Origin of the sequence: Amycolatopsis samaneae (assembly GCF_039541975.1) — a bacterium.
Lineage (GTDB): Bacteria > Actinomycetota > Actinomycetes > Mycobacteriales > Pseudonocardiaceae > Amycolatopsis > Amycolatopsis samaneae.
Window position 1 is genome coordinate 160540 of sequence record NZ_BAABHG010000012.1, and the last position, 16649, is coordinate 177188.

Consider the following 16649-nt stretch of genomic DNA (forward strand, 5'->3'; position numbering starts at 1 on the left):
CGTGCCGTTACCTCGCCCATTCGCCGGACTGTGCTGTTCACCTGGGCAACCACCCGGTGGCAGCAACCTTTTCGGACGATTGACAGCGCGGCCGGCATCGCGCACTTTGTTGCAGAAGACGGAACGCACTCCCCTGTCCGCAACCTCCCGCGGGACACGCCCGCGAGCCAGGCGCCCGTCAGTCCACTGTGGACATCCGGGCAGCAGAGGAGGACCCGATGGCAGCACGGCCGCGCGTGGTCGTCGTCGGCGCGGGGATCGTCGGCTGCGCGCTCGCCGACGAGCTCACCGAACGGGGCTGGACCGACGTCACGGTGCTGGAACGCGGCGAACTGTCCGGAGCACCCGTACCGCCCGCGCCGGGGCTGGTGTTCCGCACCCATCGCCACAAGACGATGACCGAGTTCGCCCGGTACACCGCCGAGAAGTACCACGGGCTCACCCTCGACGGCCGCCGGTGCTTCCGCGACGTCGGCGGGCTCGAAGTCGCCACCACCCCGGCGCGCTGGGCGGATCTGCGGCGCCGGCACGGCTGGGCGACCTCGTGGGGCGTGCCGGGCACCCTGCTCGACGCGGACGCGTGCGCCGCCCTGCACCCGCTGCTCGACGCGGGGAAGGTCCTCGGCGGCTTCCACACCCCCGGCGACGGGCTGGCGGACTCCCGGCGCGCGGCCGAGGTCCAGGCGCGCCGGGCGACCGGGCGCGGGGCGCGGTTCCTCGGCGGGCACCGGGTCACCGGAGTGGAACGGTCGGGCGGGCGGGTCACCGCCGTGGTCACCGGCGGCGGCCGGTTCCGCGCCGACGTCGTCGTGTCGTGCGCCGGGCTGTGGGGGCCGCTGCTCGGCGATCTGGTCGGGCTCACCGTGCCGCTGGTCCCGATGGCACGCCAGTACGCGAGGACGACACCACTGGCCGCGCTCTCCGGAGCGGCCCCGCCGATCCTGCGGCACCAGGACGCCGGGCTGTCCTTCCGCACGCACGGGAACCGGCTCGGCGTCGGCGCGCACGGGCACCAGCCGCCGCTGTCGGGGCTCACGTTCACCCCGGACGACTTCGGCCCGTCGTGGGCCGCGGCCGCCGAACTGCTGCCTCCGCTGCGCGGGGCGGAGGTCGCCGAGGGCGTCAACGTACTGGTCCCGTTCACCCCGGACGGCCTGCCGCTGCTCGGTGAGCACCCGGACCTCGACGGGTTCTGGGTCGCCGAAGCCGTCGAGGTCGCCCATTCCGCGGGCGTCGCCCGCGCGCTGGCCGAATGGCTCGTCGACGGGCAACCGAGGACCGACGTGCACGCCTGCGACCTCGCCCGCTTCGAACCGGTCCAGCTCGCACCGGAGTACGTGCACGCCCGGAGCAGACAGAGTTTCGCCGAGGTGTACGACATCATCCATCCCGCGCAGCCGGGCGACGGACCGCGGCCGCTGCGGACGAGCCCGTTCCACGAACGCCAGGCCGAGCTGGGCGCGCACTTCCGGGAAGCGGACGGCTGGGCGCGTCCACAGTGGTACGCCGGGAACGCGGACCTGCCCGAGGTCGGGAAGATCCCGGACCGCAACGAATGGGCCGCGCGGTACTGGTCGCCGATCGGCGGCGCCGAGGCGCTGGTCGCCCGCGAACGCGTCGCGCTGTTCGACCTGACGCCGTCGAAGCGGCTGGAGGTCACCGGGCCGGGCGCGCTCCCGTTCCTCCAGGCGATGACCACCAACCAGCTCGACCGGCCGCCCGGGACGATCACCTACACGCTGCTGCTCGGCGAGGACGGCGGCGTCCGCGGCGATCTCACGGTCGCCCGGCTGGCCGCCGACCGTTTCCACGCCGGAGTGAACGGCCCGCTCGACCTCGCCTGGCTGCGCGGGCACCTGCCTGGCGACGGCACCGTGCAGATCCACGAAACCACCCCCGGCACCTGCTGCGTCGGCCTGTGGGGCCCGCTCGCGAAACGGGTACTCCAGCCACTGTCCACATTGGACTTCGCACATCATGTGATGGGCCGGCACGAGGCCAGATTCACTTACGTGGGCGGCGTTCCGGTGCTCGCGATGCGACAGTCCTCGGTGGGCGGACCCGGCTGGGAGCTGCACACCGGCGCGGACCTCGGCAGGCGGCTGTGGGACGCGCTCTGGGAGGCGGGCGCGCCGCACGGGATCATCGCGGCGGGCCGGGAGGCGTTCACCAGCATGCGCGTGGAGCGGGGCTACCGGACCTGGGGCACGGACATGACCACCGAGCACGACCCCTACGAAGCCGGCCTCGGGTTCGCGGTCCGGGCGGACAAGGGCTACTTCCTCGGCCGGGACGCGCTCGAAGGCCGCTCCGCCGCGACGGTCACCCGGCGGCTGACCCGCCTGCTCGTCGGCGACCCGCACGCCGTGGTGCTCGGCGACGAACCCGTGTACGCGGGCGGCCGGCCGGCCGGCTACGTCACGAGCGCGGCGTACGGCTACACGACCGGCGAGAACCTCGCCTACGCCTGGCTGCCCGTGGCGCACACGAAACCGGGAACGCCCGTCGAGATCGAGTACTTCGCCGAGCGGGTCCCGGCCGTCGTGGTGGCCGAGCCGTCCGACGGCCCGGCCGGGCGCGGCTGAGCCCCGGCGCGAGCGGTCAGGAGAGGAACAGTTCCTTCGCGAGCGAGTCGGCGTCGGTGTGCGCGGCGCCGCCCTCGCCGTCGAGCACGTGCCACGGAGCCAGCCACCCCGACGCCGCGAGTTCGTCGTACACGGCGGCGCAGCGCGTCTGGAGCGCGTCGTCGGTCTCGAACGCGTCGCGTGCCCGATCGGCTTCGGTCACCGCGCGGCGTTCGGCCCGCTCGGCGGCGACCTCCGGTGCGACCCGCAGGAGCAGGTGCGTGCTCGGGCGTGGCAGGCCGAACCGCTCGACCTCCAGGTCCCAGACCCAGCGCACGACCTCGCCGTGCGCGTCCTGGCGCAGCCGCGCGGCGGCGTAGGCGGCGTTGGAGGCGACGTACCGGTCCAGCAGGACGACGTCGTTCGCGGCCAGCAGCGCGCGGATGTCCGCGACGGCGCCCCTGCGGTCGAGCGCGTAGAGCATCGCCATCCCGTACACGGAGTCGGCGAGGTCGCCGTGGCCGCGGTGCAGCGTCTCGCGGACGAGGTCCGCGTGCACGCTCTCGCCGTAGCGCGGGAACGCGAGCTTCCCGACGCTCGCCCCCGCCGCGTGCAACGCACCGGTCAGCCGGTCGGTCAGGGTGCGCTTCCCGGCACCGTCCAGTCCTTCGATCACCACGAGTCGGCCCACGGACAAGACCCTATCGACAGACCCGTCGAAGAACCTATCTATTCACGTGGTCGACCGGTGGGCCCGGCGGGGATGCTCACCACCGGGCCCACCGGTCAGGTCTCGACGGGACGGCGCAACGCGTACACCAGGTAGCCACCCGCGCTGGCGACCAGCAGGCCGCCGAGCAGCAACAGGGGTACCCAGACGCCGTCGTCACCGTTCTGCTGGGCGGGCGTGTCCCCGCCACGGGGCATCACCTGCCGCGCGGTCTCCGCCCGCGCGATGGTGTCCTGATAGGACGACGGAAGCGCGGCCGCCTCCGCCGTCGCGGGAAGGGCCAGCCACAAGGCCAGGCTCACCGCCGCGGCGGTACGAGCCCGATTCGAGATCACTGGCACGGACGGCCTCCTGCTCGAATATGGGCGAACCATTCGGTGGTCACCACGGTGAACAGCGTGGTCACGCCGGGCAAGAACGCCATCCGGACGAACGGACCGTTCCGCCCCGCCACCGGAACGCGGAACGGAGGCGGTTCCGCGCCCAGCCACCCCGAACGGGGGTCGGCAGCGTTCCCGGGCACTGCTAACGTGAACGTTCCGCGGTGTTCACGCCCAGCGCACACACTGTTCGGGTGAAGGGACGAGCGGTGGCAACAGACGGAGACCTCCCCTTGATCATCGACGGTGCCCGCCGTCCGGCCGGCGAGCTGCCGAAGGAGCTTTCCGCGGCACTGCGCGGCGGCGAGTTCCACCAGGCGCTGCGCCTGGCCATCGCGCACCGTGGCCTGTCACTGGCCAGGCTGCGCGCCCACCTCAGCCTCCGGGGTGTCCAGATCGGACAGTCGACGCTGAGCTACTGGCAGCGCGGGCTGCGTCAGCCCGAGGTGCCGAAAGCGCTGCCCGCCGTCCGCGCACTGGAGGCGGTGCTCCAGCTGCCCGCGAACTCCCTCGTGGTGCTGATCGGCCCCCGGGTGGGCCGCCCGCGCGGGCACCAGATGGCCGCGTCGTTCCACGACCTGCGGTCCGGCGACATGGGCTCCATCGTCGACGAACTGCTCGCCGAGCTCGGCGCCTACCCCGCCACCAACCGGCACAACGCCGACCTCGAACTGCTGTCGGTGCACGACACGATCACCTTCGACTCCGCGCACCGCCAGGTGAGCGTGCGGACCCGGCTGGTGACCCGCGCCCGGCGGCACGGTCCCGACCGCTACGTCACGGTGTACAACGGCGACCCCGGCTGCCGGATCGCCGACGTCGAGCTGATCACCGACGAGGGCTGCCGGGCGGGCCGGATGCGGCGCAACCCCGAGCACGACACCATGGCGACCGAGCTGCTCTTCGACCGCAAGCTCGCCGAGGGCGACATCCACGTCTTCTGCTTCGAGGTCCGCGACGACTCGGGCTCGGCCTCGCCCGGCTACTACCGGATGCTGCGCGATCAGTGCGCGAGCTACCTGCTGCAACTGCGGTTCACCGCGGACGCCCTGCCCGCGCGGTGTACCCGGCAGATCCGGGCGCGCGACGACGCGCTGCCGGTCGAGTCCGAGGAGCTGCCGTGCGACGCGCAGGGCGTCACCAGCGCCTACTACCGGGACGCCGGGCCGGGCCTGGCCGGCGTCGCCGTGGAGTGGAACGACGGCTGAGCCGTCCGTACGCCGCGTCCCGCCAGCGGGACTAAGCAAGGGACCTTTACTGCCGCCGGGTGGTAGTAAAGGTCCCTTGCTCGTGTCAGGTCAGTAGCGGTAGTGCTCGGACTTGAACGGGCCCTCGACGTCGACGTCGATGTACTCGGCCTGCTCCTTGGTGAGCTTGGTCAGCTCGCCGCCCAGCGCCTCGAGGTGGATCCGCGCGACCTTCTCGTCGAGCTTCTTGGACAGGCGGAACACCTCCTTGTCGTACTCCTCGTGCTTGGTGAACAGCTCGATCTGCGCGATCACCTGGTTCGCGAAGCTGTTCGACATCACGAAGGACGGGTGCCCGGTCGCGTTGCCCAGGTTCAGCAGGCGGCCCTCGGACAGCACGATGATGCTCTTGCCGTCCGGGAACACCCACTCGTCGACCTGCGGCTTGATGTTCACCCGGCGCACGCCCGGGTAGCGGGCCAGCCCGGCGATGTCGAGCTCGTTGTCGAAGTGCCCGATGTTGCCCAGGATCGCCTGGTGCTTCATCTTCGCCATGTGCTCGGCCATCACGACGTCCTTGTTGCCCGTGGTCGTGATGATGATGTCGGCCTCGCCGAGGACGTTCTCCAGCTTCTTGACCTGGTAGCCGTCCATCGAGGCCTGCAACGCGCAGATCGGGTCGATCTCGGTGACGATCACCCGCGCGCCCTGGCCGCGCAGCGACTCCGCCGCGCCCTTGCCGACGTCGCCGTAGCCGCAGACGACCGCGACCTTGCCGCCGATGAGGACGTCGGTGCCGCGGTTGATGCCGTCGATCAGCGAGTGCCGGATGCCGTACCGGTTGTCGAACTTCGACTTGGTGACCGAGTCGTTGACGTTGATCGCCGGGAACAGCAGCTCACCGGCGGCGGCGAGCTGGTAGAGCCGCAACACGCCGGTCGTGGTCTCCTCGGTGACGCCGCGGACACCCTCGCCGAGCTTCGTCCACTTCCCGGTGTCGGCCGCGACGGACGCGCGCAGCAGCTCCAGGAACACCCGGAACTCGTCCGAGGTGTTCTCGTCCGGAGTGGGGACGACGCCCGCCTTCTCGTACTCGGTGCCCTTGTGCACCAGCATCGTGGCGTCGCCACCGTCGTCGAGGATCATGTTCGGGCCGTCCCCGTCCCAGGTGAGCATCCGCTCGGTGCACCACCAGTACTCCTCGAGCGACTCGCCCTTCCACGCGAACACCGGGACGCCCTTGGGCTCCTCCGCCGTACCGTGCGGGCCGACCACGACCGCCGCGGCGGCGTGGTCCTGGGTGGAGAAGATGTTGCAGGAGGCCCACCGCACCTCGGCACCGAGCGCGACCAGCGTCTCGATGAGCACCGCGGTCTGGACCGTCATGTGCAGCGACCCGGAAACGCGCGCGCCGCGCAGCGGGTAGACCTCGGCGTACTCCCGGCGCAGCGCCATCAGCCCGGGCATCTCGTGCTCGGCGAGGCGGATCTCCTTGCGGCCGAACTCGGCGGCCTCGAGGTCGGCGACGGCGAATTCGATGCCATTGCGGGTCTGGTGCCGCTGGGCAACGCTTTCGGGGGTCATAGTGGCGGTTCCTCCAAGACTCGACGACATCCGAACACTACCGTTGTCGCCTTGATGCTCGTCAGACGTTGAGGAGACCCTTATCGTGCCGCTTCCAGGCCCCGACACCCGCGTCGTCGAACTGCGCGTCGCCGGGCTGGTCGGCACCAGTGGCGAAAGCCTGCTGGACTCGGTCGCGACGGTCGCCGTCGCGGGCGACGGGCTCGGCCGGGTCATCCGTCCCGCCGACCGGCTGCGCCGCCCCGCGCCCGGCCCGGTGCTGCCCGCCCCGGGCCGCTCGATCCCCCGCACGCTGGAGGGTTACCTCTGGAGCGGGATGACCTCGGGAGGCGCGGCGAAGGCGACCTGGGCGCTGTTGTTCCCGTTTTCGCTGGCCAACGTCGCGTTCTGGATGCTGCCGCCGGTGCCGCCGGGCAGCCGCTTCGCCGCGTTCCTCGGCGCGCTGTGCCGGGGTCTGCTCCGCATCGCGGCGTTGCTGCTGACCATGTTGCTGGTCAGCCAGCTCTCCGCGATCGCGCTCGACCTGCTCGCCACCCAGTGCCTCGCCCCCGGTTCGGGCTGTCTCCCCTGGGCACCGGCGTGGCTGCGCGCGTCCTCCCCGCTCCGGATGACGCTCGGCGTGCTCCCGCTGTTCGCGATCATCCTGGTGCTGCACCGGATCTCCTCGACGGACTGGAAGGTGCACGCCCCGGACGGGGTGCGCCGCGCCGGGCCGCTCCGGCTGCGGACCGATCCGGACACGCCGGGCCTGCGGGTCACGCACACCGTCGCCGCGCTGGCCTGCGTCGCGCTGCCGCTGACCGGCGGTCCGCTGCGGGTGCCGGACGCGCCGTTCGACATCGTCGTGTGGATCTGCGCGCTCGCGCTGGTGCTCGCCGCGATCGTGACCGTCACGATCGGCACCGACGCCGGCCCGGCCGCCCGCCGCGCCCTGATCGCCTTCGCGGGGGCCGTGGTCGTGGTGGCTGCGATCCGCGCGCTGCCGCTGCCCGGCGGCGGGCACCGCCTGCCCGGCATGGACCCGACGGTGGAGGGCCTCGGCGCCGCGCAGCTCGTGGTCACCGTGCTGTTCGCGCTGACGCTGATCCCGGCCGCGCTGCTGGCCCGGCGTACCTGGAAGGACCAGCCACGACGGCTGCGCCCGTGGGCGGGCGGCTGGACGGCCGCGCCGGTGCTCGCGCTCGCCGGCCTGCTCGGCGGTGGTTTCGGCGCCGGGCTCGCCGCCGCGGTGCGCGGGCTGGCCGGCGCCGACGGGCTCCGGCTCCCCGACACCTACCGGCTGATCACCGTGCTGTGGGGCGGCGGGCTGGCGCTGGCCCTCGTACTCGGCGTCCTCGGTTTCGCGATCGCCGTCCCGCTGCGCCGTCGCCGCCGCGGTGTGCCCGAGATCGTGGCGCTGATGGAGGTGGACGAAAAGCAGGAGGCGGACGCCGCCTCGGCGTGGGCGCGATCGTCCTGGGAACGCCGCCACCTGCACCACCTGGCGCTCGCCGTCGCGCTGGCGATGGCCGCGGGCGGGATCGCGCTCCTGGTGGTGCGCTTCGGTTTCCGCCTGGACCCCGGCTGGTTCGAGCCGTTGTCGGCCATCGGTGTGTTCGCGCTCGCCGGCCTCGCGGCCGGGCTGCTGCGCGTGGTCTACACCGCGGCGAAGAACCCGCAGCGCGGCAGGCACCTCGGCGCGCTGGCGGATCTGGTGTGCTTCTGGCCGCGTGCCGCCCATCCCACCGTCCCGCCGTGCTACGCGCTCAAGGTGGTGCCGGAGCTGGCCGGCCGGGTCAAGGAACACCTCGCCGAACCGAACACCCGCGTCGTGCTCTCGGGAAACAACCTGGGCAGCCTGCTCGCCGTGCTCGCCGCGTCACGGCTGACCGGTGAGCTGCCGGACGAGGACCTCGAACGCGTCGGCCTGCTGACCGCGGGCTCCCCGTTGCAGTGGGGTTACCAGCGGGCCTTTCCCGCGCTGCTGCCGCCGGAGTCGCTGGCGGCGCTGTTCGGCGACCTGGACGGCCGGTGGCGGGCGCTGTGCCGGGGGACGGACATCTTCGGCGGCGGTGTCACGACCTGGCGGCACCAGGTGACCTCCGGCAAGCTGCTCGGCGACGGCTACCTGCCCGAAGGCGGGACCGGCGCGCTCGCCGCCGAACCGGATCCGCACGGCGTGCTCGTCCTCGGCGGCGACCACTGGCTGCCGGATCCGCTGCGTCCGCCGACCGGGCGTCATCGCTGGGCACCCGGGGTCCTGAAGCAACGGGACTACCTGGTCGATCCCGAATGGGACAACGCGGTCGCGATGGCCGCGGGGTTGTCCCGGCCGGGACAACCGTCGAAACGCTGGGGTGAGCAGGGCGCCCTCTTCGGCGACTTCCCCACGCCGCGCTGACCGTCCATTGGCGACCGCGTAAAGGTCCGTGGGGGCCTGCCTCCTTGAGGACTCCAGGTCCCTCAAGGAGACCCCCACGGACCGTCAGAACTACTGGGTACGGCGGCGGAGCTTCAGCAGCGTCAGCACGGCCGCGCCGCCGAGCAGCAGCAGCGCGCCGACCCAGATCAGCCAGCCGTTGTCGAAACCGGTGTTCGCCAGGCCACCGCCGTTGGCCCCACCGGCATCGACGGCGGGGGCCGGGACGGCGGAGCTGCTCGGCGCCGCGCTGTCCGAAGTGGACGGAGCGGCCGAGGTCGGGGCCGCCGAGCTGGTCGGCGCCTGCGTCGGCTTGGTCGGCTCCGCGGGCTTGGTCGGCTTCTCCGTCTTCGAGCCACAGAGGAACCAGTGGTCGATCTTGGCGTCCTTGTTGTCGACCGTCTTCGGCGCCCGCAGCTCCTTCCAGGGCAGGTCGGCGAGCTTGCCGGGCTGGTAGACGTTGTAGCCGTCCTTGCCACCCTCGACGACGATCTCGGTGATCTTCACACCCTCGCCGACGGCGGTGATGTTCAGGTACTTCTCACCGTCACCACCGGTGAAGGTGACGTCCTCGTGGGACAGCTGTCCCTTCTTGCCCACCTGGTCGCACTTGGTCACGCTGCCGGGGATGGGCTTCGCGCGGCCGTCGTCGGTGTGGCACGCGAAGGCGGACGTCGCGGTGCCGAGCAGGGCGACGGTGGTCAGCGCGACGACGCCGACGCCGGCGCGGACGGACCGTCTGGACACGACTGGCATTCAAACTCCTGTACCGAACGGGGAGAAAAAGTGGGGAGGCACCACACCCTCGACGGCAAAGGCCACTCTCAGTACGAATCACTCAGAGGTAATTAACCCGTCAGAGGGACGCAGGGCCTGGCAGGTATATCGCAAACGGGCGGTCTCCTTCACCCTCAGTGCGAGAGCGATCCCCGAACCGGAATCAGCCGGTTATCGATCCGTGATACACGTCACCTAAAAAAGGACGGCCCGTCACCCCGGAAGGGGCGACGGGCCGTCCGCGTGGAAAGACGTCAGTCCTTGACCTCGACCGGGCCTGACTCGCGAAGCCGCTTGCCGAGCAGGGAACTCCGCCTGCTGTAGGCGAAGTAGATGATCACCCCGAGCGCCATCCAGGCGAGGAACCGCAGCCAGGTCAGCACGGTCAGGTTCAGCATCAGCCACAGGCAGATCAGGATCGCCAGCACCGGGATCACCGGCATCCACGGCACCTTGAACGCCCGCGGCAGGTCCGGACGGGTCTTGCGCAGCACCATCACGCCCGCCGACACCAGCACGAACGCGAACAGCGTGCCGACGTTGACCATCTCCTCCAGCTTGTCGGCAGGGAAGAAGGTGGCCGCGACCGCGACCAGCGCGCCCACCAGGATCGTGGCCCGGCGCGGCGTCCCGCTCTTGGGGTGGCTCTTGGCCAGCCCGCGCGGTAGCAGGCCGTCCCGCGACATCGCGAAGATGATCCGCACCTGGCCGAGCATCAGCACCATGACGACCGTGGTCAGCCCGGCCAGCGCCCCGAACGAAATGATGTTCGCCGCCCAGTCGATGCCGTTCGCCGCGAACGCGGTGGCCAGCGTCTTGTGGCTGCCGTCGCCCGCCGACGTCGCCAGATCGGTGTAGGGCACCATGCCGACGACCACGAGCGACACCGCGACGTAGAGCACGGTGACGATCGCCAGCGAGCCGAAGATGCCGCGCGGCACGGCCTTCTGCGGGTTCCTGGTCTCCTCCGCCGTGGTCGCGACAATGTCGAACCCGATGAAGGCGAAGAACACCAGCGAGGCCGCGGCCAGCAGGCCGAACACCCCGAACGAGCTGCTGGCGCCACCCACGAGGTGGGAGAACAGCGACTGGTCGACGCCGGTCTCGGCGCTGCTGCCGGTGCTGCCCGGCGGGACGAACGGCTGGTAGTTCGCGCCCTTGATGTAGAAGAAGCCGAGCACGATCACGAACAGCACGACCGCGACCTTGATCCCGGTGATCACCATCGAGAACCGGGACGAGAGCTTGGTGCCCAGCGCGAGCAGCAGGGCCAGCGCGACGACGACGATCAGCGCGCCCCAGTCGACGGTGAGCCCGCCGATGTCGAAGGAGGTCTTGGTGCCCTTGCCGAAGATGTAGCCGAGCACCGTCTCCAGGTACAGCGACCAGCCCTTCGCCACCGCGGCGGCGCCGACGGCCAGCTCCAGCACGAGGTCCCAGCCGATGATCCAGGCGGTGAACTCGCCGAACGTGGCGTAGGAAAAGGTGTACGCGCTGCCCGCGACCGGCACCGTCGAGGCGAATTCGGCGTAGCAGAGCGCGGCGAGCGCGCACGCGATCGCGGCGATCACGAACGCGACCGAAGTCGAGGGGCCCGCGAAGTCACCGGCGGTCCGCGCGGTGAGCGTGAAGATCCCGGCGCCCACGACGACCGCGACGCCGAACACCGTCAGATCCCAGGCGCTGAGGTTTCTTCGGAGCTTGGTATCCGGTTCATCGGTGTCCGCAATGGACTGTTCGATGGATTTGGTGCGCCACAAACCCGTCCCGGGCAACGTTGACCTCCTCAGACCGCATGTATCGCGGTGGGTCACCCTAGCGCGTGAACCGCGACCCGGCTCACCAGCGTCGTTACCGCGCCTGAAGATCGCGATCGAGGTCGGGTTCGAGGTAGATCAGCGAGGCGACCGGGACCTTGGCGCGCACCCGTGCCTCGGCGTCGTCGATGGCGGTTGCGACGGCGGCGGTGTCCAGGCCGGGGACCAGCGCGAGCTTGGCGGCGACGAGCAGTTCGTCGGGCCCGAGGTACTGGGTCCGGATGTGGATGACCCGCTCGACCTTGCCCGCCGCGAGCTCGTCGACGATGGTGCCGAGCTGGGCCTCGGTGGCGCCCTCGCCGATCAGCAGGCTCTTCATCTCGATGATGAGGATGGTCGCGATGATCCCGAGCAGCACACCGATGAACACGGTGCCGACGCCGTCCCAGACCGGGTTTCCGGTGAGCAGCGCGAGGCCGACGCCCAGCAGCGCGAAGACCAGGCCGAGCAGCGCGCCCGCGTCCTCCAGCAGGACCACCGGCAGCTCGGGCTCGCGGGCCTGGCGGATGAACCGCCACCAGCTCGCCGTGCCCTTGATCTTGCGGGACTCGCCGATCGCGGTCTTGAAGCTGTAGCCCTCGAGGCAGATCGCGACCAGCAGGATGACCACCGCGACGATCGGCGAGCTCAGCGGCTCCGGTTCGATGATCTTGTGGATGCCTTCGTACAGCGCGAATGCCGCGCCGAGGGTGAACAGCAGCAGCGCGACGATGAAGGAGTAGAAGTACCGGTCCCGGCCGTAGCCGAAGGGGTGCTCGGCGTCGGCGCGGCGCTTGGAGGTCTTCTGCCCGAGCAGCAGCAGGCCCTGGTTCGAGGTGTCGGCCAGCGAGTGCACCGACTCCGCGAGCATCGACGACGAGCCCGTCACCAGGAACCCGGCGAACTTCGCGACCGCGATCCCCGCGTTCGCCGCGAGTGCGGCGATGATCGCCTTGGTTCCGCCTCCAGCTGACACGACACGCTCCCCGTCTTGATGTCCTGGCCGCCCTGTTTGCCGGGTTGGAGCCTAGAGGGCGCGTCCGCGCGCCTCGCGCGAGGCCGCCGCCAACCGCTGAGTAATCGGGCGCTGACCTGGAGCAACGCGGTTTTTGTCGGTGGGGCCCGCTAGCTTCGTCTCCGCTCGGGTGCAGCACCCGGGACGACCTTGGCTAGTCTCGACCGCCCGGCTCCGGAGGGGGAGGTGATCTCGATGCGTTTCGGCGTGCTCGGCCCGCTCAGCGTCGAAAGCCCACCAGGGCAGTTCCCCGCGCTGCGCGGGGAACACCAGCGCACCCTGCTGGCCGTGCTGCTGCTCGAGGCCGACCGGCAGGTCCCGATCGACCGGCTGGTCGAGGCGCTCTGGCCCGCCGGCCCGCCCAAGTCCCACACGTCCAACCTGCACACCTACGTCTCCCGGCTGCGGGCCAGGATCGCGGGCCTGCGGGTCGAGCACTCCACCCGCGGCTACCGGCTCCGCGCCGGCCCGGACGAGCTGGACATGCTGGCGTTCCGCGCCGAGGCGGCGCACGGCAGGGAGGCCGCGCGCACCGGCGACCCGGCCACGGCGGCCCGCCACTTCCGGCGAGCGCTCGCCCAGTGGCGGGGCCCGGTGCTCGCCGGGCTGCACATCCCCTTGCTGGACGCGGAAATCGCCCGGCTGGAGTCGGAGCGGCTCGCGGCGTTCGAGGACTGCGTCGACGCGGAGCTGTCCACCGGCCGCCACGGCGAGCTGACCGGCGAGCTGCAGGCGATGATCACCGAACACCCGCTGCGGGAAAGACTCGCCGCGCAGCTGATGATCGCGCTGCACCGGGCGGGCCGCCAGGCCGACGCGCTCACCGTCTACCGGGGACTGCGCACCACGCTGATCGACGAACTGGGCGTCGAGCCGGGCGCCGAGGCACGGCGGGTGCACGCGGCGGTCCTGCGTGGTGAGGATCCGGTGCCCCAGGGCCTGGCCGTCGCGGCTCCCCCGGTGTGGCCGCTGTGCCAGCTGCCGCCGGACATCGCGGACTTCGCCGGGCGCGAGGCCGAGCTCGCCGCACTCGCGGAGTTCGTCGCGGGCGGCGGGGCGGAGGTCCCGGTCACGGTGATTACCGGGGAGCCCGGCGCCGGAAAGAGCACCCTGGCGGTGCGCGCGGCGCATCTGCTGCGAGCGTCCTATCCGGACGGTCAGCTCTACGTACCGCTGGCCGGGGCCACCGCGGCCCGCTCACTCGGCGACGTCCTGACCGATCTGCTGCGCGCGCTGGGCGTCACCGGCCCGGCGATCCCGGACGACGTCCAGGCCCGCGCCGCCGTCTACCGCGGCAGGCTCGCCGACCGCCGCGTGCTGGTGGTGCTGGACGACGCCGCCGATCCGGAGCACGTCCGCGCGCTCCTGCCGGGCACGCCCGGCAGCGCGGTGCTGGTCACCAGCAGGCGCAGGCTCAGCGGGCTCGCCGGGGCACGCAGGCTGGCACTCGGCCCGCTGTCCCCGGCCGACGCGGGCGCGTTGCTGCGCGGGCTCGCGGGCGCCGAGCGGGTCGGCCGCCAGCGGGCCGACGCCGAGCGCATCGCGGCCGCCTGCGGCTTCCTGCCGCTGGCGCTGCGTATCGCGGGCAGCAGGCTCGCGGTCCGGCCACAGCTGCGGCTGGGCCTGCTCGCCGACCGGCTGGAGGACGAGGCACGCAGGCTGGACGAGCTGACCGTGAGCGATCTGCGGGTGCGCGGCAGCATCGCACTGAGCTACGCGGCGCTGAGCCCGGCCGCGCAACACGCGTTCCGGCGGCTCGGCGGCTGCCGGGGGCACGACCTCCCGCACTGGGCCGCGGTCACCCTGATCGGCGGAGCTGTGCCCTCCGGTACCGATCCGACGGCAGCCACGGCGGGAACAGGTCCCGGCGAGCAGGTCGGCCGCGGACCGTATCCGCCTGCTTCCGGTCGGATCGGCAACGGCGAGGACGCGGACGAGGCCATCGAGGAGCTCATCGAGGCGAGCCTGCTCCAGCCGACCGGCGCCGATCCGGCGGGCGAACCCCGCTACCGCATGCACGATCTCGTCCGGGTGTTCGCCGCCGAGCAGGCCGCGAAGGCGGAGAGCCACGCCGACCGCGTCGCCGCGATCCGCGGCGTGGCCGACGCCGCGCTGTGCCTGGCCGCCGCCGCGGCGGCGCGGCTCCCCCGCACGGTGCCGATGCCCGCACCGGCCCGGCCGCTGCCCGCCCAGCCGCTGCATCCCGAGCTGGTCGAACGGCTGCTCGCCCGGCCGGAGGCCTGGTTCGCCGCGGAGCGCGCCAACCTGGTCACCGCGATCGGCACCTTCTGCGCGGTCGGCTGGCGCGCGGACGCGTTGCTGCTGCTGGAAAAGCTCAGCACGTACGTGTACCTGGACGGGCACTACGCCGACCTGTGCTCGGCGAGCCGGGTGCTGCGCGATGCCGCGCTCGAAGCCGGGGACCAGCACCGCGCGTCGCTCGCCACCGCCACGCTGAGCCTGCTCCGGCACAGCGACGGTCAGTACGCGGAGGCGGTCGCCGGGTATCGCGAGTGTGCCGGGGAGCTGGCCGTGCTCGGCGATCGCCCGGCGCAGGCGTGGACCGAGGCGAACCTCGCGCACTGCCTGACCGGGCTCGGGCGCGCGGAGGAGGCGCTGGAGGCCGTCGGCCGCGCCCACGCACTGTTCACTGTGGACGGTGACGTGGCGGGCCTGGAATGGGTGCAGCGGGCGCAGTCCGCAGCGCTGCACCGGCTCGGCCGGGTCGCCGAAGCACTCGAAGTGGACCGGGCGACGCTCGCGCTGGCACAGCGGGCCGGGGACGCCCGGCGGATCGGGGTGGCGCTCCAGGGTTTCTCGTGGTCCCTGCAGCTGAACGGGAAGACCGGGGACGCGGCCGAGGCGATCGGCGAGTCGGTGCGGCTGCTGCGGCACACCACGGCCCGGTCCGCGCTGGCGAAGTCGTTGCGCACCCAGGGCGCCATCCACGCCGGGCTGGGCGCGCGCGGAGAGGCGGTGGCGGCGTTCGAGGGCGCGCTGGACCTGGCGCGGCAGCTGGACGAGCGGCCGAGGGAGCTGTCCTGCACCCGGGCGATCGCGGCGAGCTGGATCGGCGAAGGCCGTGCGGCACAGGCGATCCCGGTCCTGCTCGACTGCCTGGCCGAATTCCGCACGATGGGCGGCCGCGCGGCGACGGACCTCACCTGGCGGGTCCTCGGCCGCGCGCACGAGGCGGCGGGGGACACCGAGGCCGCCGAAGCGGCACGCCGCGAGGCCGAGCGGCTGCGGGATCCCCGCGACGCCAGCGCGTCGGTCCTCGAAAAGGCACTGCTCACACTGGCCGAACCCCGCCGCTGAGCCGGAATGTCCACAACGGACACCAGTCCGAGAACTCCTTGGCGGGACGGCGTTCCCGGCGCACCGCGCCCCCGTGAGGGTGGGGGCGCGGTGCGCTGGGCGGGCCCGGCATGGGGCCTCGCGGGCACACCGGCAGGAGGGTCACTCCTGGCCTGTCCGGTGACGCGCCGAATCGGGGTTGGTGCCGACCCCCCTCGGTAGCCGGCACCACCCCCGAAACGTCTAGAAGGCCTTGCGGGCCTTGGCGTAGCGGTGGTTGGTCGGGAGCCAGGCCAGCACGATCGCCACGATCGCGGTGGCGACGGCGAGCCAGGCCACGCCCTGCATGGCGCCGGTGCCGCCCTCGTCGTCGGTCGCGACGCGCAGCGCGATGAGCGCGTTGAGCACCGCGGTCAGCGTGACGAGCACACGGGCCCACACGGCCGCGCCCTGCATGAGCGCGACACAGACGAGCAGCAGGATCCCGAAGACGATCGCCACCACGCCGCGAACCTGGAGCGAGGACTGTGCCTGCTCCACGGCGGCGTCGAAGAGCATGCCGCCCTTGGCCTTGATCGTCTCGGCCGATCCCCCGGTCACCGAGGCGACGACCTTCGCCGCGAGGTCCGCGGCGAGGTCACGGCCGCCCGACATGATGATGACGCCGTCGACGATCGCGGCGAGCGCCGAAAGCAGTCCGACACCGAGTGCCGCGAACAGCACACCGGGACGTCCCGGGCGCTGGGCCGCCGGTGCCACGGGCGGGCCTTGACGCAGCTGTCCGGCCGCCGCGTCGGGATAGGAAGTCACGAGCTTGTTCTCCTTCGTCGGTTCTCCTGGGCGGTCACCGGACCGGCAGAACCACCCCATTGGGTGATAGTGGAGAAGACCGCCACACGGAACGAACACACTCACGCACCC

The 16649-nt window shown here is 72.1% G+C and carries 11 protein-coding genes; 4 read left to right on the top strand and 7 right to left on the bottom strand.

All coding sequences use genetic code 11. The features are described 5' to 3' along the window. Positions 1-218 precede the first annotated feature (218 nt). Entirely contained in the window at positions 219-2585 is a 2367-nt protein-coding gene (locus ABD987_RS29705) for a GcvT family protein (protein ID WP_345401170.1), read from the top strand. 16 nt (positions 2586-2601) lie between these two features. Here the strand turns inward: ABD987_RS29705 and ABD987_RS29710 are convergent, their stop codons facing one another. Together ABD987_RS29710 and ABD987_RS29715 are read right to left on the bottom strand one after the other, a co-directional pair. Further along, positions 2602-3243 carry a dTMP kinase gene (locus ABD987_RS29710; protein WP_345401685.1) on the bottom strand — a complete coding sequence of 214 codons (642 nt, stop codon included), beginning with the start codon at positions 3241-3243 and terminating at the stop codon, positions 2602-2604. Between the two features lie 107 nt (positions 3244-3350). Beyond that, positions 3351-3635 carry a hypothetical protein gene (locus tag ABD987_RS29715; protein ID WP_345401173.1) on the bottom strand — a complete coding sequence of 95 codons (285 nt, stop codon included), beginning with the start codon at positions 3633-3635 and terminating at the stop codon, positions 3351-3353. A 248-nt stretch (positions 3636-3883) separates the two neighbouring features. On the opposite strand from ABD987_RS29715, the gene ABD987_RS29720 reads away from it, so the two are divergent. Next, a complete protein-coding gene (locus ABD987_RS29720; protein ID WP_345401176.1) occupies positions 3884-4882 on the top strand; it encodes a hypothetical protein in 999 nt (332 codons plus the stop codon). A 90-nt stretch (positions 4883-4972) separates the two neighbouring features. Here ABD987_RS29720 and ahcY read toward each other — a convergent pair whose 3' ends face one another. Next, positions 4973-6445 (bottom strand): adenosylhomocysteinase, encoded by a 1473-nt coding sequence (ahcY, locus tag ABD987_RS29725; protein WP_345401179.1) that lies wholly within the window; start codon positions 6443-6445, stop codon positions 4973-4975. Positions 6446-6530: 85 nt separating this feature from the next. Between ahcY and ABD987_RS29730 the strand changes: the two genes are divergently transcribed. Further along, complete coding sequence (locus ABD987_RS29730) at positions 6531-8825, top strand: hypothetical protein (protein WP_345401182.1); 2295 nt, start codon at positions 6531-6533, stop codon at positions 8823-8825. A gap of 90 nt (positions 8826-8915) precedes the next feature. On the opposite strand, the gene ABD987_RS29735 is transcribed toward ABD987_RS29730, so the two are convergent. From ABD987_RS29735 to ABD987_RS29745, 3 genes are all read right to left on the bottom strand, one after another. Then, positions 8916-9599: an LPXTG cell wall anchor domain-containing protein gene (locus ABD987_RS29735; protein ID WP_345401185.1), complete on the bottom strand. Its 684-nt coding sequence runs from the start codon at positions 9597-9599 to the stop codon at positions 8916-8918. A gap of 275 nt (positions 9600-9874) precedes the next feature. After that, entirely contained in the window at positions 9875-11395 is a 1521-nt protein-coding gene (locus ABD987_RS29740; RefSeq protein ID WP_345401188.1) for an amino acid permease, read from the bottom strand. 76 nt (positions 11396-11471) lie between these two features. Continuing rightward, the gene (locus ABD987_RS29745) at positions 11472-12392 is read right to left on the bottom strand and encodes a cation diffusion facilitator family transporter (RefSeq protein WP_345401191.1); all 921 of its coding nucleotides are present in this window, start codon (positions 12390-12392) and stop codon (positions 11472-11474) included. Between the two features lie 234 nt (positions 12393-12626). Between ABD987_RS29745 and ABD987_RS29750 the strand changes: the two genes are divergently transcribed. Beyond that, a complete protein-coding gene (locus tag ABD987_RS29750; RefSeq protein ID WP_345401194.1) occupies positions 12627-15749 on the top strand; it encodes an AfsR/SARP family transcriptional regulator in 3123 nt (1040 codons plus the stop codon). Positions 15750-15971: 222 nt separating this feature from the next. Here the strand turns inward: ABD987_RS29750 and ABD987_RS29755 are convergent, their stop codons facing one another. Continuing rightward, complete coding sequence (locus ABD987_RS29755; protein ID WP_345401197.1) at positions 15972-16538, bottom strand: hypothetical protein; 567 nt, start codon at positions 16536-16538, stop codon at positions 15972-15974. Positions 16539-16649: the final 111 nt, after the last annotated feature.